This is a genomic window from Brevibacillus formosus (assembly GCF_003013405.1).
Classification (GTDB): Bacteria; Bacillota; Bacilli; order Brevibacillales; family Brevibacillaceae; genus Brevibacillus; species Brevibacillus formosus.
Genome location: NZ_PXZL01000001.1, coordinates 511,721 through 534,299, shown reverse-complemented (window position 1 = coordinate 534,299; position 22,579 = coordinate 511,721). Strand labels below are relative to the sequence as shown.

29 protein-coding genes and 2 pseudogenes are annotated in these 22,579 nt (G+C 44.3%); 3 read left to right on the top strand and 28 right to left on the bottom strand.

The genetic code is table 11. From position 1 onward, the window contains the following. Positions 1-55 precede the first annotated feature (55 nt). Positions 56-331, top strand: a complete 276-nt coding sequence (locus C7R91_RS02555) for a hypothetical protein (RefSeq protein WP_047067955.1) — start codon at positions 56-58, stop codon at positions 329-331. A 216-nt stretch (positions 332-547) separates the two neighbouring features. Beyond that, the gene (locus tag C7R91_RS02550; protein WP_236697794.1) at positions 548-946 is read left to right on the top strand and encodes a helix-turn-helix domain-containing protein; all 399 of its coding nucleotides are present in this window, start codon (positions 548-550) and stop codon (positions 944-946) included. Between the two features lie 91 nt (positions 947-1,037). On the opposite strand, the gene C7R91_RS02545 is transcribed toward C7R91_RS02550, so the two are convergent. The 5 genes and pseudogenes from C7R91_RS02545 to C7R91_RS02525 form a co-directional block, all read right to left on the bottom strand. After that, positions 1,038-1,592, bottom strand: a complete 555-nt coding sequence (locus tag C7R91_RS02545) for a PsbP-related protein (RefSeq protein ID WP_047067957.1) — start codon at positions 1,590-1,592, stop codon at positions 1,038-1,040. A gap of 89 nt (positions 1,593-1,681) precedes the next feature. Continuing rightward, positions 1,682-3,082 carry a hypothetical protein gene (locus C7R91_RS02540; RefSeq protein ID WP_047067959.1) on the bottom strand — a complete coding sequence of 467 codons (1,401 nt, stop codon included), beginning with the start codon at positions 3,080-3,082 and terminating at the stop codon, positions 1,682-1,684. 440 nt (positions 3,083-3,522) lie between these two features. Beyond that, the gene (locus tag C7R91_RS02535; protein WP_047067961.1) at positions 3,523-5,067 is read right to left on the bottom strand and encodes a YifB family Mg chelatase-like AAA ATPase; all 1,545 of its coding nucleotides are present in this window, start codon (positions 5,065-5,067) and stop codon (positions 3,523-3,525) included. Positions 5,068-5,144: 77 nt separating this feature from the next. After that, positions 5,145-5,567, bottom strand: coding sequence for an HD domain-containing protein (locus tag C7R91_RS02530; protein WP_047067963.1), 423 nt, complete (start codon positions 5,565-5,567; stop codon positions 5,145-5,147). A 161-nt stretch (positions 5,568-5,728) separates the two neighbouring features. Beyond that, a pseudogene (locus C7R91_RS02525) lies at positions 5,729-6,007 on the bottom strand (DUF2716 domain-containing protein); the annotation flags it as partial. A 212-nt stretch (positions 6,008-6,219) separates the two neighbouring features. Here C7R91_RS02525 and C7R91_RS02520 point away from each other — a divergent pair. After that, on the top strand, positions 6,220-6,528 hold the full coding sequence (locus tag C7R91_RS02520) for a hypothetical protein (RefSeq protein WP_047067965.1): 309 nt from the start codon (positions 6,220-6,222) through the stop codon (positions 6,526-6,528). 252 nt (positions 6,529-6,780) lie between these two features. Here C7R91_RS02520 and C7R91_RS29240 read toward each other — a convergent pair whose 3' ends face one another. The 23 genes and pseudogenes from C7R91_RS29240 to ftsY all read right to left on the bottom strand — a co-directional run bounded on the left by C7R91_RS29240 (position 6,781) and on the right by ftsY (position 22,539). Beyond that, on the bottom strand, positions 6,781-6,927 hold the full coding sequence (locus C7R91_RS29240) for a hypothetical protein (RefSeq protein WP_162837738.1): 147 nt from the start codon (positions 6,925-6,927) through the stop codon (positions 6,781-6,783). Between the two features lie 99 nt (positions 6,928-7,026). Beyond that, complete coding sequence (locus C7R91_RS02515; protein ID WP_047067967.1) at positions 7,027-7,572, bottom strand: RNA 2'-phosphotransferase; 546 nt, start codon at positions 7,570-7,572, stop codon at positions 7,027-7,029. A 34-nt stretch (positions 7,573-7,606) separates the two neighbouring features. Beyond that, positions 7,607-7,762 carry a hypothetical protein gene (locus tag C7R91_RS29235; protein WP_162837739.1) on the bottom strand — a complete coding sequence of 52 codons (156 nt, stop codon included), beginning with the start codon at positions 7,760-7,762 and terminating at the stop codon, positions 7,607-7,609. Positions 7,763-7,778: 16 nt separating this feature from the next. Then, positions 7,779-7,970 (bottom strand): hypothetical protein, encoded by a 192-nt coding sequence (locus tag C7R91_RS02510; RefSeq protein ID WP_017249355.1) that lies wholly within the window; start codon positions 7,968-7,970, stop codon positions 7,779-7,781. 155 nt (positions 7,971-8,125) lie between these two features. Then, a pseudogene (locus C7R91_RS02505) lies at positions 8,126-8,239 on the bottom strand (arsenate reductase/protein-tyrosine-phosphatase family protein); the annotation flags it as partial. After that, positions 8,236-8,790 carry an NADAR family protein gene (locus tag C7R91_RS02500; protein ID WP_047067969.1) on the bottom strand — a complete coding sequence of 185 codons (555 nt, stop codon included), beginning with the start codon at positions 8,788-8,790 and terminating at the stop codon, positions 8,236-8,238. The pseudogene C7R91_RS02505 and the gene C7R91_RS02500, both read right to left, overlap by 4 nt. Before the next feature lie 44 nt (positions 8,791-8,834). After that, positions 8,835-9,611, bottom strand: a complete 777-nt coding sequence (locus C7R91_RS02495) for a nucleotidyltransferase domain-containing protein (RefSeq protein WP_047067970.1) — start codon at positions 9,609-9,611, stop codon at positions 8,835-8,837. Positions 9,612-9,707: 96 nt separating this feature from the next. Beyond that, positions 9,708-11,312: an Ig-like domain-containing protein gene (locus C7R91_RS02490; RefSeq protein WP_047067971.1), complete on the bottom strand. Its 1,605-nt coding sequence runs from the start codon at positions 11,310-11,312 to the stop codon at positions 9,708-9,710. A 305-nt stretch (positions 11,313-11,617) separates the two neighbouring features. Beyond that, positions 11,618-11,995 carry a YraN family protein gene (locus tag C7R91_RS02480; RefSeq protein WP_047067976.1) on the bottom strand — a complete coding sequence of 126 codons (378 nt, stop codon included), beginning with the start codon at positions 11,993-11,995 and terminating at the stop codon, positions 11,618-11,620. Further along, entirely contained in the window at positions 11,992-12,282 is a 291-nt protein-coding gene (locus C7R91_RS02475) for an EscU/YscU/HrcU family type III secretion system export apparatus switch protein (protein WP_047067978.1), read from the bottom strand. The genes C7R91_RS02480 and C7R91_RS02475 overlap by 4 nt, the downstream gene beginning before the upstream one ends. Then, positions 12,279-14,159, bottom strand: a complete 1,881-nt coding sequence (locus C7R91_RS02470; RefSeq protein ID WP_047067980.1) for a TP0910 N-terminal domain-containing protein — start codon at positions 14,157-14,159, stop codon at positions 12,279-12,281. Before C7R91_RS02470 ends, C7R91_RS02475 begins: the two co-directional genes overlap by 4 nt. Before the next feature lie 40 nt (positions 14,160-14,199). Next, positions 14,200-14,976, bottom strand: coding sequence for a ribonuclease HII (gene rnhB / locus C7R91_RS02465; protein WP_047067982.1), 777 nt, complete (start codon positions 14,974-14,976; stop codon positions 14,200-14,202). A gap of 85 nt (positions 14,977-15,061) precedes the next feature. Next, positions 15,062-15,955 carry a ribosome biogenesis GTPase YlqF gene (gene ylqF, locus C7R91_RS02460; protein ID WP_007719698.1) on the bottom strand — a complete coding sequence of 298 codons (894 nt, stop codon included), beginning with the start codon at positions 15,953-15,955 and terminating at the stop codon, positions 15,062-15,064. A 28-nt stretch (positions 15,956-15,983) separates the two neighbouring features. Further along, positions 15,984-16,547, bottom strand: a complete 564-nt coding sequence (gene lepB, locus C7R91_RS02455; protein ID WP_047067985.1) for a signal peptidase I — start codon at positions 16,545-16,547, stop codon at positions 15,984-15,986. Positions 16,548-16,682: 135 nt separating this feature from the next. Continuing rightward, complete coding sequence (rplS, locus tag C7R91_RS02450) at positions 16,683-17,030, bottom strand: 50S ribosomal protein L19 (protein ID WP_047067986.1); 348 nt, start codon at positions 17,028-17,030, stop codon at positions 16,683-16,685. A gap of 167 nt (positions 17,031-17,197) precedes the next feature. Further along, positions 17,198-17,929 carry a tRNA (guanosine(37)-N1)-methyltransferase TrmD gene (trmD, locus tag C7R91_RS02445; protein ID WP_047067988.1) on the bottom strand — a complete coding sequence of 244 codons (732 nt, stop codon included), beginning with the start codon at positions 17,927-17,929 and terminating at the stop codon, positions 17,198-17,200. A 12-nt stretch (positions 17,930-17,941) separates the two neighbouring features. Beyond that, positions 17,942-18,469, bottom strand: a complete 528-nt coding sequence (gene rimM / locus C7R91_RS02440; protein WP_047067990.1) for a ribosome maturation factor RimM — start codon at positions 18,467-18,469, stop codon at positions 17,942-17,944. Beyond that, positions 18,466-18,903 (bottom strand): YlqD family protein, encoded by a 438-nt coding sequence (locus C7R91_RS02435; RefSeq protein WP_047068613.1) that lies wholly within the window; start codon positions 18,901-18,903, stop codon positions 18,466-18,468. The genes rimM and C7R91_RS02435 overlap by 4 nt, the downstream gene beginning before the upstream one ends. Positions 18,904-18,989: 86 nt before the next feature. Beyond that, entirely contained in the window at positions 18,990-19,217 is a 228-nt protein-coding gene (locus C7R91_RS02430) for a KH domain-containing protein (RefSeq protein ID WP_007719711.1), read from the bottom strand. Positions 19,218-19,240: 23 nt separating this feature from the next. Then, positions 19,241-19,513 carry a 30S ribosomal protein S16 gene (gene rpsP / locus C7R91_RS02425; protein WP_047067992.1) on the bottom strand — a complete coding sequence of 91 codons (273 nt, stop codon included), beginning with the start codon at positions 19,511-19,513 and terminating at the stop codon, positions 19,241-19,243. A 113-nt stretch (positions 19,514-19,626) separates the two neighbouring features. Beyond that, positions 19,627-21,039: a signal recognition particle protein gene (ffh, locus tag C7R91_RS02420; protein ID WP_047067995.1), complete on the bottom strand. Its 1,413-nt coding sequence runs from the start codon at positions 21,037-21,039 to the stop codon at positions 19,627-19,629. A gap of 10 nt (positions 21,040-21,049) precedes the next feature. Next, the gene (locus C7R91_RS02415; RefSeq protein ID WP_047067996.1) at positions 21,050-21,388 is read right to left on the bottom strand and encodes a putative DNA-binding protein; all 339 of its coding nucleotides are present in this window, start codon (positions 21,386-21,388) and stop codon (positions 21,050-21,052) included. A gap of 143 nt (positions 21,389-21,531) precedes the next feature. Further along, on the bottom strand, positions 21,532-22,539 hold the full coding sequence (gene ftsY, locus C7R91_RS02410) for a signal recognition particle-docking protein FtsY (RefSeq protein ID WP_047067998.1): 1,008 nt from the start codon (positions 22,537-22,539) through the stop codon (positions 21,532-21,534). Positions 22,540-22,579 lie beyond the last annotated feature (40 nt).

Genomic DNA, 22,579 nt, shown 5'->3' with positions numbered 1-22,579 from the left:
AAAACGTTGGAAATATCTACTTTGCACAAAATCCGAGACATAGGAGCTGAGAGTATTGTTCAAACGTTATACAAATAAATACGCTCGTTGGATTCGGATTCTGGCTTTTGTTATTACGATAGTTGGTTTTATCGTCGGGTTATATATTTGGTTCGACGATCTTAATGATAATTTTCTTCATTTTCTAACCAGTGTGTTTTATTCTATCATTCCTTCTATATTCTTGCTTGGATTTGCGGAAGTAATTGAAATCTTATACCGTATTCATTTACGGTTAGAATTTACTGCAGAAGATAAGACTTTGTTTGATGAAACTAGTGAGTCTGAATAAAGCTGAAAGTATACGCTTCATACTAAAAAATGAAATTTGTTGAGAATAATTTGAACAGGTTTACTTCTTCCGAGTATCGAAGGAATCCACAGGGACAAGGTTGAAAATAATATCCTTGGAATATCATTAAAAAAGGAAACACCATACTCTCCTTTTATAGATACGAAAGATGATAGTCCTGGTGGGCGCTTAAGAGCAGCGCGAACAGCAAAACAAATGTATCTGATCGATGTTGCTGCTGCCACAGGTTTATGTACAAGAACAATCGGATTAGCAGAAGCTAATAAATTGAAAGTCTCCCCTCCTAGCTTAAGGCGCCTTTCCAATGTGCTTGGCGTCTCAGTTGCTTTTCTTGGTTGTTTTGAGAAAATGCCGGAATCAACTTTGGGGGAACATATTATTAAAGCGCGCTTGTACTATGGGTACACAAAGAGAGAATTTGCTGCGCTATTACGAATAAGTGAGCGCACTCTATACGAATGGGAATATGACCGCAAGATTCTACCCGAAGAACCAAGAGTCATTATCGAGAGATACTTAGATATATTAAGTAGAGATTTTTTAGAGTACCCTTACAAAAGGGGAATTTTTATTTCGAATTTTCAGCCTGAATAATTGTTACTTCTATAAAATCGTTTGAATTTTAAAAAGAAAATGTCCCTTACTTATAGAAGGGACATTTTACTATTTGTTATAAAACCGTAAATCATTCCAATATTTTAAAGGAGTTTGTCACTTTATCTATTGTCGAAGCGTATTTGTCAAGATCTCCATCCTGGCATGCAAATCCTATTACATAGCCCGTTTTACCTTTTGCCACAACAGTCAATCTAAGGGCTATATTTACATTATCTCTTTTTCCTTTCAATAAGATCTCAAGAGCTGAAAGGCCATTAACAGTTAGATTAGAAGTGTTTTGAACTTCAAGCCCAGGAGACCGTTTCTTCATCGTCTCAATAATTTCATTTTTATAGGTTTCCATGGGCGCCCGAGCTTCATCAGGCAACGTAGTCGACATTACCATAATATGTTCTGAAATAAAGTCTTCATCACTCTCCTTTGGGGAGTTAAACGCAACACTACCGTCATTTGAATCTTCAACAACCGCCCAATCAAATGGGTAAGATATCGAAAACTTATTATTTCTATATTCTTTGAATTCAGTTGCCTCAACTGTTTCGTTTGTTTGGGAGCAGCCTAACAGAAAACTCACTACAAAAAAGCAGTGAATCCAGATTCTTAGATGACGTGGTATTTTCATTTTTATCCTCCAGAAAGTCATTATTCGTTTACTATGATAATTATATTAACAACTTCACTTGAAATGAAAGCTGTCAATTACCATTCTTTTTATTTTAAAGTACCACCTTGGGTTCTATATGCGTTAGCTCGTTCATGCGCTTCGTCTTGAGCCTTTTCTCGTTTTGCTTTGTCTTTGATTTTTTCTGCCTCTCTATATTTTTCTTTTTCTTTTAGTATTTTATCATTCAATTCTTTGATACGATCTATACTTGTCTCTCTACTTAACATACCGCCTTTTTCTCGTGCATCTTTAGCAACTGCTTTTGCTTTTTCCTTTCCAACTTTATCACCTATTCGGTTAGCGGCTTCCCAATCTACCTTTGCTTTTAGTATACGATCATTTTGATACGTTACATTATTCATATACTTATCAATCGCTTGTTTTTCCTTATATGTAAAGTCACGATAAGTTTTTTTATTACTTTGAGTTATATATTCATTAATTTTTTTACCTGACTCTTTAACTCGGCCTTTCTCTCTCTCAACAAACTCGGCTAATCCTGGTGATACTCCAATTTTTGAATCTGCAACCGAAATTACATAACCGGTACCTAATGAAGCGATTAATGCAATATCTTTATCTTTCTGTGGTGTTAGTTTCATATAAGCTGGTGATACTGCGATTGCATTCACCAATGCTGATGAACCTAGTTCAGATATTATAGCCCCTGTAACAGCCTCTGTAACAGATTGCGAAATCGATTTACTACTCCCAAACTTGGTATCACCTTTAGAGAGATTAGCTGCGGCATCGTAATAAACATCTGCAGTTGACGTACCTATTGCAACGATTTTCCCCGCTGTACCTGGAAGAGTTGAATCACTAACAATTCTACTTAGCATTTTTTCGGCTGCATTATTTGTAGCTGTTGAAAGCGACGCACTAACTGAGGCTTCACTACTTGCCTCACCCCATGTCTTTTCTGTTTTGGGTGGAATCGGTGGACCATGCATTACTCCTTTGTTATTTGATGTTTGAGCTTGTTTAGGCACCGTAGCTGCTAAATTTCTTGCCACTTCACTAATGTCAACTCTATCTACACTAGTTTTTTGTACGGAAGTCTTTGATGCGCTGGTATTACTTTGCTGGGTACTATTAGTCTTCGTTGGATTTGGTGGACCATGCATTGCTCCCGTGTTATTTGATGTTTTGGTACTACTAGTTTTCGGTGGAATCGGTGGACCGTGCATTACTCCTTTGTCATTTGATGTTTGGGCTTGTTTAGGCACCGTAGCTGCTAAATTTCTTGCCGCTTCACTAATGTCAACTCTCTCTACACTAGTTTTTTGCACGGATGATTTCGATAGGTTTGTATTGCTTTGTTGAGCGCTACTAGAGGTTCTAGAGGATTTTTTTGCTTCTGCTTGGGCTTTTGCCTCTAAAGCTTGACGGCGTTCTAATCTTGCATCTCTTCTGTCTTCATTACGTTCACTACGCGATAATCCCATAAACACTCCTCCAATTACTTACAATTTAGCTTCAATATATTACTATCAATCTTATATCTTGATAAAGTTTAATGTTTCGACATTTTTCAACTTTTTTTGACAGTCTATCCCTAAATATTGTTATTCTATTTGACATTTACTAACTAGCACGATTCGACAAAACAGATAAAATTATATTTCAAATTACGAAAACTACGTGACGGATAATACTATTTTCTGCAATTTATTATGTATTTTTATAGAAAATAGACCAAAGATGCCATTGTTACTCAAGCAGATAATAATTGAATACCCATCTTCTTAAAAAGAAACGGGTTAGTTATTTCTAAAGCCAGAAAATATGAAAGGATTTTCTTTACTATTTTGTAAATTAAAGAGTTTCTAGCTGTAGCGTCCACACCTAGATGAACATTGTGTTAAACATTCATAATTATGTAGTATCAAAAAAGTAATCCACGATCCAATGCTCGGTAACGTATTGCTTCAGCTACATGTGCTACCTCTACGTTGGAAGCGCCATCTAAATCAGCGATAGTTCTTGCTACTTTGACTATCCTGTCGTAAGCTCGGGCACTTAAACCGAGAGTTTCGAAAGCTAACTGCAGCATCTCCTGCCCTTCCTTGTCCAGCTGAGCGAATTGTCGCAGTTCTTCACCATTCATCACACTATTAAAAGGACATCCGGGACGATAGTGGTATCTTTCGCATTGGATAGCCCTCGCTAGTTCTACTCGCTGCTGAATGTCTTTTGAGGACTCCTCTGCTTTTCTGTTGTGAAGAAGTTGAACGGGTACTCTCGGCACCTCGATGTGCAGATCGATGCGGTCTAGCAAGGGACCTGAGAGCTTTGAGCGGTATTTGTAGATTTGTTGGGGAGAGCACGAGCAGGTTTGCTTCTCTCTGGTACCGAAGAATCCGCACGGACAAGGATTGCACGAACCAATTAACAGAAACCGAGCAGGAAAAGTAAAAACCTGCTTAGATCGTCCAATTGTGACAACCCCTGATTCCAGCGGCTGACGCAGTACCTCTAATACATGCCGAGAAAACTCGGGCATCTCATCCAGGAAGAGGATCCCACCGTGAGACAAGCTACACTCTCCGGGACGTGGGATCTGCGCACCACCGCCAATCAGTGCAGTAGCGGTAATCGTATGATGCGGGGCACGAAAAGGTCTCTCCTCGACAAGCCCACTCTCCCGCTTCATTTGACCAGCAATACTGTATATTTTCGTTACTTCGTAAGATTCATGAATAGTCATGTTGGGCATGATACCAGGCAGGCAAGTAGCTAAAAGTGTTTTCCCTGAACCTGGAGGCCCCACCAATATCACATTATGAAATCCAGCTGCTGCGATCTCCAAGCCACGTTTTACAAATTGCTGTCCGTAAACATTGGCAAAGTCCGGAGGCAGCTGGTTTGCATTTGTCTTGCCTGTCTCCGATTCGGGATAAATCAAGTCTGAGTTTTTACTAAGAAGTCCTTCTTTCCAGTAGTTCACGGCCTCTTCCAGATTGCTCACAGGCAATACGATAATGTCGACGAGCCGTGCTTCCGCTGCATTTTGTTCGGGGAGAATTACGTGGGTAAATCCTGCATTTTTAGCTTCTAGCAGGATGGGGAGTACACCCGTTACAGGGCGAAGAGAACCGTCTAATGCCAACTCTCCTAGAATGAGGATTCTTTCTGGTCTAGGGAGCATTTGCTTCGAGGCTAGTAAAATTCCAAAGGCAATAGCAAGGTCAAAGCCTGAGCCTTCCTTGCGCTGGTCTGCTGGTGCCAGGTTGACGGTGATCCGCTGCATTGGATAGTCGTAGCCTGCGTTGCGCAAGGCGGCACGAACACGATCTCTTGCTTCTTTTACTGCTGAACCACCCAGTCCGACCAAATCGAATTGAGGCAAACCATTTGCTATGTCTGTTTCTACAGTGACGACCATTCCGTCAATGCCAAGCACCGTGCCTGAATAACTGCATGCGTACATGTTCTCTCCCCCTCTGGTTATAGGGTAGGAAAAGATAGAGGGGGTGGGCAAGTAAATTGGAGCTTTTGCCTGTACGTTTATGTCGAGATCAATTCTTTAATGGCTTCTTTGTAACGCAACAACCGCTCATGGTCTTTTGGTTTGGGATCTGGAATACGGCTCAAGTCACAATTATCTTCCAGGTCTGCTAGTTTCACAATCCTTGCTAGCGGGTTGCGTTTTGCTCTTTTGACAAATTCCATATAAGTTTCGTCTTCATCTCTGGTAACAGCTATTACAGTCTCAACAATCTCAGTTGAAAACCCCGCTTGAAATAAATCTTCTTTCGTTACCTCTGTGTCTTCTAGTACATCATGGAGTACAGCAACGATCATCGATTCCTTACTTGGCATCTTCATCATTATCCTTAATGGATGAAGTATGTAAGGATTTCCACCTTTATCAAGTTGTCCAGTATGTGCATTGGTTGCAATTACAATCGCTTTTTCTAACGTACTCATCGACTTCCCCCTTTTCTAATGAACTGCCAATTTCATTGAATATTTGCTAAGCCATGAACATCATATGTTTTAAAGTCATACACATGCCCATCAAGAATCCAAGGTTTATGATCATCTAGCCATCGATCAATATCTAAACGCTTTGAATTCCATCAAATACTTCATCGATTACTACTGCGCACTATCTCCCCAAAAATAGTTGGTCTATTCGTTTCAAACTGATAAATCAGTTCTTCACCTAAAATGCTTATTGATTGTTCCCAGGGATGCCCTAAGTATCCCCACTTAAAATCTTTATACAAAAAGAAGTAATAATCACCATCCAGGTAAAACCCTATCCTTCTACTAGCATTGCCATTTTCTAAATGCGGGTTATAGAAGTAACATTCGTGATGCCAATCATGTGCATAAATATATTTGTCAGGTCCTGTCACCGTTCTTAGGTTGGTAACACACTACTCCTCAAGATCATCGATATCGTCATCCGAAAATGGAATCCATTGACCTTCAAAAATTATACTCTCTGATTTTGCTAAACAGTTGACTATAAAAGTCTGCACTCTCCCCAATCAGCTTCTACTCCCCATACATTATGGAAAACTTTTACTCCAATAGGTATACTTCAAATATACAGGTAAGGAGTTGGTTCTATTTGATTTTTACGGTTGATTCCCAGCAAATTTCCATCCACTACGAACATGCTGAACCTGTTCAGATCGACTGGGACGAAGTGTACAGTGTCTCTTACTATAAAATCGATTGCATTGAGTATGAAATGGGTTACCTCGTTTTTGACTTGGTATTTGGCGAGTTCATTGAGATTAATGATAGTGATCAAAATTGGGAAAAAATCGTAAATGATCTTGAAAAATACTTACCCTCGCAAACAAGCGATTGGAGGCATTCATTACATAGTTGGTCGATCGACGACGGCATTCTTTATCTTTATGAAAAAGTGTAAAAACGAAGGTGAACTGGACCGTAACGATTTAGAAGAGGTATTATTGCTGAAACCAATTGAATACGATAGGGAAAACGATAATCGCTAATATATCTTGGCCGTATTTTTATGAAAATCTTTAAGAATGGGACCAAACCGTGCTAGATGGATGCAATTACAATTACGCCTTACAACATTTTCCACTCATCGACTACGAACAAGACAAGACCCCTATTTTGACATCTGTGAAGTTGAGTTCATTCACCGTTAATCTCACTGCTTTCTCTTCAATTCATTCAGCAGTTCAATTATCCGTTGGTTTTGATCCACTTGCTTTACGATGTTCTGGTTCAGCTTCCGAATTGCGTCGTAGATTGCAAAAAGTCCTGCCAACAGTAGAAAAGCAAGCATCCATTCCATGCCGTCTTCCCTCCTTACGATTTTCAATGGTACAGAAAAGACCCGCGTTCGAATGCGAGTCTTTTCCCATGCTATGTTGTCTCTTCTTAAGCAATCGAGCTATTTCTGATAGACAGAGATGTATTGTTTTTGCACGTGATCTGCTAACCAAACAAGCTCATTTCCATGGTAAAACTTCACACCATCTTGCCAAGCTTGCCTCGCATCGATTCGCAAAAGTACGGGATGATCGTCTCGTCTTTTCCCAACCTGCTGTGCTGTTTGGACGTCTTCCGACAGATGCACATACTGTCTTCCTTTTGGCACAAGCCCGCTAGCCAAAATAGAATCGAGAAATCTTTGCGGCGTGCCATGAAAAAGATACGCAGGCGGTTCTTTTTCTTCCTTGTGAATCTTTTGCGGCACTGAATGTCCATAGAGAGCGCGAATTTTGCCTTGATTGACCTCATGGCGCTTTTTTTCCGATAATGCAATCATCGTATGTAAATCTTCTTCGGTAACTGCTTGCCACTTGCGCTGTTCATGAAGTGACAAAAGCAATTGCTTGATAGGCACCCATCCTTGTTCGTCTAACTCAAGCTCATATTCATGGGGTGCATGACGAAGCGCATAGGACAGTTCTTTACTTAATTTTTGATAATCCATACACTCATCTCCCCTTACAAGTCATAGCCACTTTTTACGCAAAAAAGTAACCGAGACTCACTGCAGCAGCAATAAATAGATGAACGATGAAATTTCCTGTTAGTCGAACCCAGAGCCGTTGACTTTTCATCGTCCAAAATCCATAAAGGAGAGCAACGATCAGATAAGCCAGAACATAAACGAAAAACACAGGACTGCTCTCCTTTTTAGGACATTTCTTTTTTTATGTTCGCAATTAGCTTGTCAGCATTGTTTTCATCGTTATCAAACATAACCAGGTCTTGCAAGGCAATCCCTTCCACCGATTGAATTGCTGTGGACATAGAATCGGCCAGTTGCTGCATATCAGCTTTGTCTGCAATTTCAACATCTAGAACCAATACAAGTTTTTTCTTCATGGTGAAAATCCTCGCTTTACGATAAGTATGGATAGTGCGATCGAGCCGTTTCATCCCCATTATACAAAATAATCCGGTATACATCGACCATGTCCAATAACAGCTTAATCCGAAATCTCTATATATGCGTAAACACTCTACTTGTTACTTTGATACGCTCCAGTTTCAGTACCTGCTGATCTTACTTCATAGTCATTGATCCCGTGAAAAATCTTTTCTGCCGTCAAGCTCCTCCATTTATTTCTGCTGCAAATGAACAGTAGCTTCATTCTTCCTCCTCATCTAAATCTTCAAACTTCCAGTCCTCTGGTTCCGGAAAATAAGCGTCATACTCTTTCCGGGCATTCACGCTCATTGCCTCTAGCCATGGCCAATAATGCATTGCATAGTCCTCACCAAATCCCATCCGCCAAAACAAACTATATGGATGCTCTTCTGGAAACACAATCCAAGGCGGCAAATAGAAATGCGGCTGATACCCATCTAGGCTTTCACGTACTTCCATCCATGCTCTTCCTAGTAGGTTTGGATCGCTACTCGTACGATCGATTAAGGTTGCATCCCCAGTCGAAAGCAAAATTTCACGAATGACAGGATACTGCTCTACTTTTGCTCGTAATGCCTTGCACATGATCTCTTTTTCTGAGGTAGTCCCAAAAACATTCTTGGCTTGAAGATAGTGTTCCAAGGTTGTCCATCGTTCCCCTTCCAACTCTATTGGATGATTGGAGGAATTGGAGAAGCAGCCATACGGTTTATCTGGCTGATCGAAGTGAATTTCGTGAGGTAGCTGTATATGTTTTCGTATATGATTCTGCATGAAAATTTGCACCTCCCTATATTTCGTAGCATTTCCCATCATGACTAACTGACAATCCACGCCTTCTGTAAATACTTCCGAAATATCTCATCCAGCTTGTCTGTTGGGTCGTCCAGATCATTTGTAAATTGGCTAGCCAGTGCAGTCAGACGCTCAATTTGTTCCTCAATAAAATGGTGAAGCTCTTCAATTCTTGGCTCCAAGTTCAACTCATCTCCAGCCATTTTTCTTTGGAGCAGCTCAGAAATTTTACCTTTTAACGTTGAATCAGTTATCAGCTCTGCAACTAGCTGATCAAATCCAATGGGAGGATTCGTATGGTACCTTTCGATCCAGATGCATGCGAGGATCGGGCGTAACACATAAAAATATTTTTTGATTTTGACTTGCTCGCCTTGCAGATAGTCTCGAAAATTCCCCTTTGCCATACTGAGGTAATGATGCAAGGAAGCCTTTGGCGAAAATACTTCCGCTTGCAGCCTTACCAGTTCATCTCGAAAGCCAAGTGTATCGAGATATACAATGTTTGACACAAGCCATTCTTGCAAGGGCGGATTCGATTTTCGAAATAGCTTGAGTGCTTTTCGAATGTCCCAGCCGTTTATATCTAAGAGGTCATTGATCGGTACTTCCACAACATCCCGTTTGTCATCAATGGACAAATACCATTCCGGTTTCTTCACATAAACAAAACGTACATCATAATCGCTATCTTTAGATGGAAATCCCCATGCCCGGCTTCCCGATTCAACAGCGAACAATATTTTCAAGTCATGCGCTTGCTCAATTTCTTGTAACTTTTCCAAGATGGTCTCTCTCAAGATTCATTCCTCCTCCACAACAAATAACAGGATTTCCTTTCACTTGGAAAAAAACTCGCTGAATCAGTTACGATTCAGCGAGTTTCTTGTCATCCTTTATTTTACCGTTACTTCGATTTCCACTTCATAGCCTTTGTATTCAGCTGTAATAGTGGCCTTACCTTTCTTTTTACCTTTTACCGTACCGCTGCTGGATACTGAGGCTACGGAAGATTTACTAGACTTCCATTTTGCTTTAGAGCTGCTGATGTCATCGCCATCATAAGTGAGTTTGATCTTTTCGGAGTCACCCTTTTTAATGGTAATGCTTGTGTCATCTGCTTCCAGCTTGCTAGAGCCTTTGCTGTCAACTTTTACTTCAATTTCAACTTTTTCGCCTTTATACGTAGCTGTAATAGTTGCCGTACCTTTGCCTTTTGCTGTAATTGTACCACTGCTGCTAACCGTTGCTACGGAAGATTTAGAGGTTTTCCACGTTGCTTTTGAACCGCTGATTGAACTTCCATCGTATTTCAAGCGAATCGTTTCTTTTGCACCTTTTTTCAAGGTAATGCTCGTATCGCTTGCTTCCAGCATGTCTGAAGAAGAAGTATCTACTTTTACATCAATTTCTGCCTTGTAGCCTTTGTATTCTGCTGTAATAGTAGCGGTACCCTTGCCTTGGGCTGTAATCACACCACTGCTATTCACGGTTGCTACAGAAGAATTAGAGGTTCTCCAAGTTGCACTGGAGAGAGAAATTCTTTCATTATCGAATTTGAGCAGTACAAAGTCTTGCTGCCCTTTTTTCATGGAGATTTTTGTTTCTTCTGCTTCAAGTCTGCCAGAACTGTCTGTATCTACGTAAACCTCAACCTCTACTTCGTAGCCTTTGTATTTTGCAGTGATCGTTGCTGTACCTTTGCCTTTTGCAGTAACGACACCATCATCGTTTACAGTTGCTACTGAGGACTTCGAAGTTTTCCAGGTTGCTTTAGAACCAGAAAGTTTATCGTCGTCATATGTCAACTTAATCGTTTCTTTATCGCCTTTTTCCATTTTCAGCTTGGTAACATCTGCTTCCAGCTTACCATCTGAATTTCCGCCTTCAACATCAACGCGGATTTCTACTTCTTGGTCTTTGTAGCTAGCAGTAATGACTGTGCTTCCTTCGCCTACACCTTTAATTTCACCATCGTCAACTGTTGCAACAGTTTTATCTGCGGTTTTCCAAGTCGCTCTTGATCCAGGGAGACTGCTGCCCGCAAATTTCAAACTAACGTTTGTTTTTTTGCCTTTTTTAACTGAAACCTCTGTTTTCGTTGCTTCGAGAGTCTGCGCTCTGTCAACAGTCACTCTAACTGTAGCACGATAACCGTTGTATCTAGCAGTAACAACAGTCGTTCCTACTTTCTTACCGTACACAACCCCATTGCTGACAGAAGCGATGCTGGAGCTGCCAATTTCCCAATCAACCAATGCGTTATCGATCGGGCTGCCATTATAAGTAAGGCGAATGGTTTCTGTATCCCCAATCGTAACATTCACTGAGCCTACGCTTGCTTTCAAGCCAGTAGTGCTTGCTACCATGCTATACGCTTCAATAGGTTTTGGTGTCGCAACTTGTGCAGAAGCAATGCCTGTAACTGAAAACTGAACAGTACAAATAGTTGCTACTGCTAAGGAGACGTTTTTCATTAAACTGTTCTTAATCTTTTTCATGGTTTTTACCTCCAAATTATTTCCTATACTTCTATTGACGAATGAGATGGAAAAATGTCACACCAAATCAGCTATTTTTTTGAAAAATATTTGTTTTTCTTTTAAACAATTGTTTGTATCCCGGGTTCGTCTGTACGAATCGATCCGTTTCATCAAAAAAAATGCTTCCCAGCTTTTGAGCCGGAAAGCGGATATTGATGCTTGGAGGAGTTTCATCGCGTCGAGTACAGTACATAGTACGCTGGCTCTGCGACTGATGCTGTAGACGTATCCCCAATATATCCGTGGTCGAGAGCCCGTTTTTCCTAGAAAGCACTCTCATAATGCTCAATGACCGGCTTCATGAATTCTCCACCTTGCGTTGATGTACCGGTATAAATCGCGATGACATCAAAACGAAAGCCCGGGATTGGCTGTGAGCTTTTTTGCAAGTATTCAATGGCAAGCTCACGCAGCTTCTGTTTCTTCTTCCAGGTAATAGACTCGCCCGCTGTTCCAAAAAATTGGCTGCTCCTGGTTCGAACCTCAACGAAAACCAGGCACTTTCCGTCTAGCGCAATTAAATCCATTTCCCCACGTTTTGTTCGAACATTTCGATCGACAATGCGGAACCCCTTGTTTACTAAATATTCTTCAGCAATCTGTTCTCCTCTTTGACCAAGAAGACGGCGGCGATCGCTCATGATTTAGTTCCTCCGCCTTTATCGATGCGATAGACAAATGCAAGGATTTCTGCCACAACTTGATACAGCTCCGGAGGAATTTGTTGATCCAAATCCAGCTTACCCAAAACCTCTACAAGTGATGGGTCCTCTTGTACCGGTATATCATGCTCCTTCGCTGTCTTCAGTATATTGTCAGCCACGTACCCCTTGCCTTTAGCCACAATCTTTGGCGCTTCCATGATACCCGCCTGGTATTTTAGTGCAACTGCCTGTTTTCGTTTTTGCTCTGAAGAGGATGGCTTCATACGCGAAGGTCAACCCCTTTATAGTCTGCCAGGATGGGGCCCTTGGTTTTGATTGGACTTGTCGACTTCCCGCGCTCGGCTGGGACTGGCTGGACACGCATTGCCGATAGATGGTAACCAACATCCTGTAATTGCTCAGCAAAACGATCCTTCGACCCTTGAATGAGGGCTTCCACCCATGGCGTATCGTTAAAAATTTGCAGGTTAACAATTCGATTCACGATACTTACATCAATCATGGTTGTCCCCATACTTTGGAGTTCCAAATGAAAGAATAGACGGCAGTTCTCCGGATCAAGCTGTCCAGAGCCTTTCTTTTTCGATTCAATTTGGACGAAAGCCGTCTCATCCCCTTCACCTTGGCGAATCGGAATTTGCATAACGATTTGAGACAAAGCTTGGTTAGAGGGTTGTATCATCATCAACTGCTGTCCGGTCACTTGTTGCAGCAGTTGATCTGCTGCTTCACGCAAGGCGGTTGGAAGTGCCTGAGCTGGCGCTTGACTGATTTGCAGCAAGAGGGATTTGACTGTATCCATCTGCTTTAATGAATGCGAATCAATTGCCCCTTGTGAAAATGCCTGTCCCATCAATTCTCTTTCATGGGTTACGCCTAAATGACGAAACAATTCAGCAATCGGGTTAGCAGATGTGGCTCCGCTTGCTGCACCAGATGCTTGAGACACCATTTGTGGTATGACTTTTTGCCCCGCGTCGTTTACTACGGCCCTTTGCTCTGCCATCTGCTTGTTTTGGACTGGATCCTGATTCATCTGGAATGACTGAGGAGTAGGCGATGGCTCGTTTCGAGCAATTTTTGAATCGATGCTTGGGCCACTTGTCTGGTTAGACACCAACTGATTACTCTTTCCGGTCATGGCGCTTTGCTGCGTGTCTACCTGTTTACTGGCGGTGTTTGGTGCAGGCACAGTCTCAGTAGAAACAGGTTGTGATGGCAATGGTATGTTACGGAAAGCCTGCGCTGATGGTTGGGGCGATGTCTGCACTTGCGATGAAGGCTGACCGCTCTGCGCAGGCAGCGGCTGTGTCTGACTTCCTCCAGTCGCGTTCTGCGAAGCACCTTGATTGGGTTGATTCCCTTGGGGCATTTGTTTGACTGCCAGTCCCTCGTCTGTACCATCGTTGCCCGCGATAAGAAAAGAGAGTCCCGTCAACTTTTCTTTTAACTGACTAACAAGCTGTTTAACATCTCCCGCTGCTGCATTAGCTTGTCCAGGAACTTGCTGTGATTGGCTTGGAGACACTTGCCCTGTCGACTGTGAAGGCTGGCCCTCTCCCTCTAAAAAGAGCGAGGCTTGCTGTAGCAGGTTTTGTATGAGCTGACCCATTGGCTTGTCCGATAAAAAAGCTTTGAGCCCTGCGATTGTATCGGGAGACAGCGGCAAATTTCGTTTCATGGCAGTCATGAACGCCTCAATAGTGGCATTATCTACGCCTAATCGCTGTGCAACGGCCGAAAAAGCTTGAATCGTTTCCTTATTCACAGGAAGATTGGCACCAAGCAGAGCCTGCACGATTGCTTTGTTCTCTTTTGTATCGGCAATCCCCAGTGACCGCATTAGCCCTTCTAGGGACGCGTCTTTGCCAGCTCCTTCCCCGACGCTTTCCAAAACCTTCAACGTGACGACACCTGTTGATGGCTGGACTTGAAGCCAAGCTTTTTGGCCCGGTTCCAGACTTGCTTCCATTTTAGCCTGAACCTGCATTCCCCCGACTTGTACGAGCGCCATATTGTCCGGGTAATGCTTGATTACCGTGCCTTTAAACACTTGTCCGGGAGTAAGCTCAACCGGCTTCGGAGCGGATATGGGTGCTTTTTGCACGAATGATTGAATAAGTTGCGACGGGGAAAACATGCAGATCCTCCTCCTGTAGGCAGTATGTTACTAGCCCTTTTTATGCGTGTTCTTTTACGCCAGTGAATGTCTTGCGGTGAATCGGCGTAGGTCCAAATCGAGCAATTGCTGCCAGATGCTCAGGGGTGCCATAGCCTGCGTGTTTGTCAAAGCCATAGGCAGGATATTGTTCGGCATACTGGGCCATCAATCGATCACGGGTGACCTTCGCTACAATCGATGCAGCTGCAATTGAGACGCTTTTGGCATCTCCGCCGATAATCGGAACCTGTTCGCAATCCATTCCGGTTAGCTGCACGGCGTCAATCAGCAAAACATCTGGAGCGCTACCTGCCTGTTGGATTGCCAGCTTCATCGCCTCTTTTGTAGCAGCTAATATATTGATCGCATCGATTCTTGCTGCATCGACAATTCCGATTCCCACAGCAAGTGCATCTCTTTGAATGATTTCGCAAAAAGCCTCCCGGGTGGATACGGGTATCTTCTTCGAGTCATTCAGGCCTGGCAAGTAAAAATCCTTGGGCAGACACACGGCACATGCAACAACAGGACCAGCCAACGGACCTCTTCCAACCTCATCTACCCCGAATATGTATTGATGCCCCTTATCAAACATAGCTTTCTCATAGACGGTCATGTCAGCCCACATCTGTGCGAGCTTTTCTTGGCGTGCAAGCGCTGCTTCCGCCTGCTTCGCCAAAGCCTGTACCCCCGCTCTTTTATCTTCTTTCAGCAATTGTAAAAAATCTTTGGGTACCTCGTCCAACTTTTCCATCGTCACTCGTATTTCTTTTATCGACATATCTGCTAGATTCATTGACTCATTTCTCCTTACAGATCCTCATAGTAAAAAACCTGCCTACCGTATATGTCGATAGACAGGTTTTTGATGGCTGGAAAGTTTATTCTGGAAAAGATACTGGCTTACCAATCGGTTCGTCCATTTCCCAGTCAATCGGGCGCTCGACAGAGATCGTTCCCAGCTTGCCGGAACGGAGCTCACGCAGGAAAATTTCCGCTGCCTTGTCGTAGTCGATATTACCGCCAGAAACGAGACATCCGCGCTTCTTCCCGATTTCTTCGAGCATTTCTACTCGATCCTCAGGTAATTCTTTTAGCTTGAAGCGTTCGATCAGGCGTTCCGGATAGTAATGCATCATGTAGCTGATGACAAATAATGCTACCTCCGTAAAATCGATAAGCTCGTCTTTAATTGCCCCACTTGCCGCCAATCGTAGACCTACCATCTGATCTTCAAATTTCGGCCAAAGAATACCAGGCGTATCGAGAAGCTCCAGTGTATCGCCCATTTTTACCCATTGTTGCGCCTTGGTTACCGCTGGTCGATCACCAGTGGCTGCTACCGAGCGCTTGGACAAGCGGTTAATGAGGGAAGACTTGCCGACATTGGGGATTCCCAAGATCATGATGCGGATGGCTCGACCTTGCATCCCCCGCTCACTGCGTTTTGCCAGCATGTCAGCTGCTAGCTCCTTACACATTTCTGGCAGCTTGCTGACACCTTTTCCACTCAGGGCATCAATTGGCAGTGTGCGAATGCCTTGCTTGCGAAAATAAGCAATCCACTCATCTGTTGCCCGTTCATCCGCCAAATCTGCTTTATTAAGTAAAATCAAACGTGGTTTATCACTGACAATCTCATCAATCATCGGATTACGGCTGGAAAGCGGCAGACGTGCATCGAGAAGCTCGATGACTACATCGATTAATTTCAGCTTTTCCGTTACTTGACGACGTGCTTTAGCCATATGGCCAGGAAACCATTGGATCGTCATGATGTCTCACCTACCTTGAAGCTTTGCGTTATCTTGTCAAGCGAATTCCCGCAACCGGCCAAAAAGTAAATTCAGCTCTGCCAACAACCGTACTGACGGCAACAGGACCGATGGCTCTGCTGTCATGACTGTTTAACCTGTTGTCGCCCATCACAAAGATATGGTCTGCTGGTACTTGGACCGGAGGAAAATCGTGGGTAAAGAACGGCTCTCCCTGCTGCTTCGCTTGCTCTTTTGATTGTGCAAGATACGGTTCCTCTACCACTTTGCCATTGACCAGCAGCTGATCGTTTTTGACCTCTACTGTATCACCCTCAACAGCAATGACTCTTTTGATGTAATCTCGCTCCTTTTCAGCATGGAACACGATGATTTCACCAGGCTTCGGATCTTGCAAAAAATAAATCGCCTTGTTCACAACTAACTTTTCGCTGTTATGTAATGTACTTTCCATGGATTCGCCTTCTACAATAAACGGGGCGAACAAAAAGGTACGAATGAGAAACGCCAAGACCAAAGCGATCCCCAGTGCCTTTATCCATTCCCATAGTTCATTTTTCTTCTTATGACTGGAGGTAATTTCTTCGCTCATGACCTACGATCCTCCCATGAGAACTCGTCCAACCTTAGCTGTAACATATGTCAAGATGAGCTATTTTATTTCAAGATCGTTAAATGGAAAAAAGAGGCCTGGCAAGCAGGCCAGTCCTCTTTCTAAGCGTTACGCTTATCGACGAATTTCTTTAATACGAGCTGCTTTACCTACGCGATCGCGCAGATAGTACAGTTTCGCACGACGTACTTTACCATGACGCACGATTTCGATCTTGTCGATCTTAGGCGTGTGTACTGGGAATGTACGCTCAACACCTACGCCGTAAGAAATCTTACGAACTGTAAATGTTTCGCTGATACCTGTACCGCGACGGCGAATGCATACGCCTTCGAACAGCTGGATACGCTCACGCTGACCCTCGATAACCTTAACGTGTACACGAACAGTGTCACCAGGTCGGAACGCAGGAATGTCCTGTTTCAATTGCGCTTTTTCCAGTTCACGGATAATTTGGTTCATTTGAATTTCCTCCTTCCGATAGACGTTCTTACTCGTCTAACCCATAGGTCCAGCCGCTTAAGCTGCGTTACGAGTAGCGGACCGCCTTAGTCAGCGGGCAAAATTGCCACAAGAAGTATATTAACACAGCGGGCACAAAACTACAAGACTCTTCTCCTATTTGTTCCCTACTTTTTTTCCTGCTCCAATTCAGCCAATAGCTTTTTCATTTCATCTGTCAGTGCGAGCTTTTCCAATAAATCTGGACGCCGTGCTTTTGTTCGACGCAGCGATTCTTTTAACCGCCAGCTTTCAATATTGGCGTGGTGCCCTGACAACAGTACGTCTGGCACCTTCCAGCCGCGAAACTCAGCCGGTCTTGTGTAATGAGGGTATTCGAGCAGTCCCGTTGAAAAGGAATCCTCGACAGCTGACGTCTGGTTGCCCAACGCTCCTGGTTGCAGACGAACGACACTGTCAATGACCACCATCGCCGCAAGCTCTCCCCCTGTCAGGACGTAGTCGCCAATCGAGATCTCATCCGTGACGAGATGTTCCCGAATTCGCTCGTCGTACCCTTCATAATGACCGCAAATGAAGACAAGATGCTCTTCTTGCGCTAACTCTTCTGCAAGCTTCTGATGATAAGGCACACCCTGTGGACACATCAGAATTACTCGGGGTTTCTTCTCTCCAGATAAGGCTTCTACGGCCCGGAACAACGGTTCAGGCTTCAAGACCATTCCTCCGCCACCGCCATAAGGGGTGTCGTCTACCGTTCCGTGCTTGCTCTCGGAGAAATCGCGAAAATTGGTGACATGAAAATCAACCAGTTCTTTTTCGCTTGCCTTTCCTAAAATGCTGCTGGACAAAACACCTGTAAACATTTCGGGAAAGAGCGTAAAAATATCGATCCGCATCTGAAGTTCCTCCTACAGCAAGCCTTCCATCAGATGGCAGACCACACGTTTGTTCGCGATGTCCACTTCCTTGATGCAATCATCGATATACGGCAGCAAGATTTCTCCGCGTTTCCCCTTCACTACCCACACATCGTTTGCTCCTGGCTGCATGACATCCACGATTTTCCCCAGTTCTTCGCCTTCGTCGGTTACTACAACGCAGCCGACGAGCTGATGAATGTAGAACTCGTCCTCTTCTAATTCCATCAGCGCTTCCTCTGGAATTTTTAACTCTCCGCCCTTGTACTTTTCGATATCGTTAATATGCTCATAGCCTTCAAAGCTCACAATCTCAAAATTTTTATGCGAGCGACGAGAAGCGATTTTCAACTTTAGCGGCTCACTGAGTGTCGGATGGAACAAGTACAGCTCATTTCCTTTTCGAAAACGCTGATCTGGAAAGTCAGTCGTTGGTGTTACACGTACTTCACCACGCAGACCATGCGTATTAACCAGTTTGCCTACTCCATAAAAGCTATTTTGGCTCAACGTGTTCATTCCTCCTTTTCTTTGATCCCATTTTTTGTTTGAAGCCGAATCTCATGTACCTGGCCATCTTTTATCATGATTTCCGTTCCGGACATAATTTCATCCCAGATATCGCCCTCTTGAATCGTGACAGGGCTTTGAACCGTCTGGTAATCGATCTCGCTTCCCTCTGGAAGATTTTCTACCTGCTGGAGGGTATATGTCAGGTGATCTATCTTTTCCTTGCGTCGACGCTCTTCCTGCGCGATTTTTTCCTGCGCCAACGCATATGTATCCGCAGACTTTTTCTTCGCCTCGGTTAATAGCTTTTTTGATTGAAACTGCCACTGCTCCCACTCTTTACGCTGCAAACGAAGTCGTTGGCTATACTGATCAATGAGAGCAGCCCGTGATGCTTCCGTAATGATCAGTTTAACCTGTACCGTCCGAAATATAGTAAGCACCTTCGCCACTCCTTTCGGAAAAACCATCATGGTTTAAGAGCATCTTGGATACTAGAAAAAAGACTGGGAAAGCTCCCAGTCTTTTCTCATACAATTTCAACCGTGACACGCTTGTCCGTTTCCACGGATGCGGCGATCACGACCGTGCGCAGGGCTTTCGCGATTCGACCTTGCTTGCCAATAATCTTCCCCATATCATCAGGGTGTACCGACAATTCAAAGACGAGAGTTCGCTCTTTGTCCACTGCGTTAACACGAACCTCATTCGGATGATCGACGAGAGCTTTAGCGATCGTTTCGACCAGCGCTTTCATCATCAAACCTCCAGATGACCGACTTATTTGCCGTATTTGGTTTCGTGTACTTTTGCGAGTACGCCTTCTTTGGAGAGAAGGTTACGAACGGTGTCAGTTGGAGCTGCACCATTCAGGATCCATTGTACCGCTTTGTCGGTATCAATTTTCACCACTGCCGGTTGTGCAACCGGATTGTAGTAACCGATTTCTTCAATGAAACGGCCATCGCGTGGGGAACGGGAGTCAGCTACTACTACACGGTAGAAAGGAGCTTTCTTGGAACCCATACGCTTCAGACGGATTTTTACTGCCATGTTGTGTCACCTCCTGTATTAATCAACGCTAGAAGAGCATCTGCGTTGGTGCTACTATATCTGAACCATCGCGGCCAGCTGACAAGTCAGTGTCGCGAAGAGATCATGCCTGCTTACTTGAACGGTGGCTTGAAGTTAAAGGGGAAGTTCATCCCGCCCTGGTTGTTGCCTCCGCCTTTTCCCATGAAAGGTAATCCGAAGCCTTTTTTCTTTGACTTCTTGACCATCTTGTCAGCAGCGCCTGAGAATTGCTTCATCATCTTTTTCATTTCCTCGAACTGCTTGAGGAAGCGATTGACTTCTTGAATACTCGTTCCGCTTCCGCTTGCGATGCGCTTGCGACGGCTTGCATTCAATAAATCAGGATTTGCGCGCTCTTGTTTGGTCATGGATTTGGCGATCGCTTCAACACGGGCAATCTGCTTCTCATCCACATTCATTTTGCCCTTCATCTTGTTCATTCCTGGCAGCATGCCGAGAATGTCTTCAAAAGGACCCAGGTTGCGAAGCTGCTGCATGGAATCTAAGAACATGTCGAAGGTAAACTCACCTTGACGCATTTGGCGTTCCATATCGCGTGCTTTGTCTTCATCCACGGATGCCTGTGCCTTTTCAATCAGGCTGAGTACGTCCCCCATACCCAAAATACGGGAAGCCATACGATCCGGATGGAACGGTTCGAGCGCATCCAGCTTTTCACCCATCGCCGCGAATTTGATCGGCTTGCCAGTGACAGCTTTGACGGACAGTGCCGCACCGCCTCGAGTATCACCGTCGAGCTTCGTGAGAACCACACCAGTCAGTTCGAGCTGGCTATTAAAGCTCTCTGCTACATTGACGGCATCTTGACCTGTCATCGCATCCACGACGAGCAAAATCTCATCGGGCTTGGTTACCTCGCGAATCTGCTTCAACTCGTCCATCAGCGCTTCGTCAATATGCAGGCGACCTGCGGTATCGATGAGGACTACGTCGAGATGATTCGTCTTCGCGTGTTCAATCGCTTGGCGAGCGATATCGACAGGACTGACTTGATCACCGAGAGTGAAGACGGGAACATTGAGTTGGTCCCCTAAAACCTGAAGCTGCTTGATCGCAGCAGGACGGTAAATGTCTCCCGCTACCAGAAGCGGCTTACGGTTTTGCTTTTGCAAATACTTGGCCAGCTTACCGGTTGTGGTTGTTTTACCTGCCCCTTGCAGACCTGCCATCATGATGACGGTCGGCGGTCGGTGCGCCATCGTGAGCTGAGCGACGTTGCCACCCATCAGAGCGACCAGCTCTTCATTCACGATCTTGATCACCATTTGACCAGGCGTCAGGCTTTTCATAACTTCCTGACCGACTGCGCGCTCCTTGACACGAGCAACGAAGTCTTTTACTACTTTAAAGTTAACGTCTGCTTCCAGCAGGGCCAGACGAACTTCACGCATCGCTTCATTCACGATGGTCTCGTCTATTTTCCCTCTGCCGCGCAGTTTGTCAAACGCGTTTTGCAGCCGATTGGCTAAGCTCTCAAACGCCATGCGAGCCCTCCTAATCCATCTCTGACAGTTGGTGGAGCAAAGTGTTCAGCTCGTCTCTTGTGTCGCTCTCCGAAAGCTCATTTACAAGTTCGTTCATGCGATTCAACACGTCCATGCGTTTTTCATGACGCTCAGCGAGGCGAAGCTTCTGATCGTATTCAAACAATTGCTTCTCTGCCCGCTTAATATGATCATAAACAGCTTGGCGGCTGACCTCATGCATCTCGGCAATTTCTCCGAGCGATAAATCGTCCAGATAATACAGCTCAAGATATTCTCGCTGCTTGCCCTTGAGTAGCGGCGCGTAAAAGTCAAACAAGAGATTGACTTGATTGGTCTTTTCTAACATGAAACCAATCCTTTGCTATGAGGTACTCGTTTCAAACTGTAAAGACTTTTTCTTTACAGCACGTAGATTATAGTACCTAATTCCACACCTAGTGTCAAGCTTTTTTATTGACATCATTTTTGCATCTTCGAAACACTATGTTTTTACGCATTTTCCTGCTGTTCTGTTTCATCTTTTTGGATCAATCCAGCAAACAGGGCATGAACAAATTGCTCAGGATCAAACTGCTGCAAGTCATCCATTCTTTCACCCAAGCCGACGTATTTCACCGGGATGTTTAGCTCGTTGCGAATCGCAATGACGATACCGCCCTTTGCTGTACCATCCAGCTTGGTCAGGACTAAACCTGTTACTCCAGCAGACTGCCCAAACGTTTTTGCCTGCGAAAGCGCATTTTGCCCAGTCGTAGCGTCCAAAACTAGCAAGACCTCGTGCGGAGCTCCTGGCAATTCGCGTTGCAATACGCGGTGTACCTTCGCCAGCTCTTCCATAAGATTGACTTTGTTTTGCAAGCGACCTGCTGTATCGCACAACAGCACATCGACCTGTCGGGATTTCGCTGCCTGAATCGCATCGTAGATCACCGCAGCTGGATCAGAGCCTTGCTGCTGCTTGATTACGTCAACTCCTACACGCTCTCCCCAGACCTCCAGCTGTTCAATCGCTGCTGCGCGGAACGTGTCACCTGCTGCCAGCAGCACTTTTTTATTTTGCTGCTTGAACATATGCGCCATTTTACCGATCGTAGTCGTTTTCCCTACTCCGTTTACCCCTACGAACAAAATGACGTTCAGACGACCATCCTCTACATTCAGAGTCGTATCCGCACCATCATCATTTTTCAAAAGGGCAACCAGTTTTTCTGAGAGTATGGGCTGCAGGTCGATCGCATTCTCGATTTTTTGCTTGCGAACCTCTGTCCGCAGGTCGTCAATGAGCTCCATCACGGTATTGACACCCACATCGGAGGTAATCAAAATTTCCTCTAATTCATCGAAAAAGTCATCGTCGATCTTTTTGTAGCGACGTACCAGATCCTCTACTTTTTCTACTAGCAGGTCTCTCGTTTTAGCCAAACCATCCGTAAACTTCTGGGTGACCTCTTCGGACTTTTGGACAATAGCATCACGAAGGCGCTTGAAAAAACTCATGTTCATCTTCCTTTGCGGGTAGTATCAATTGAATGGCAAA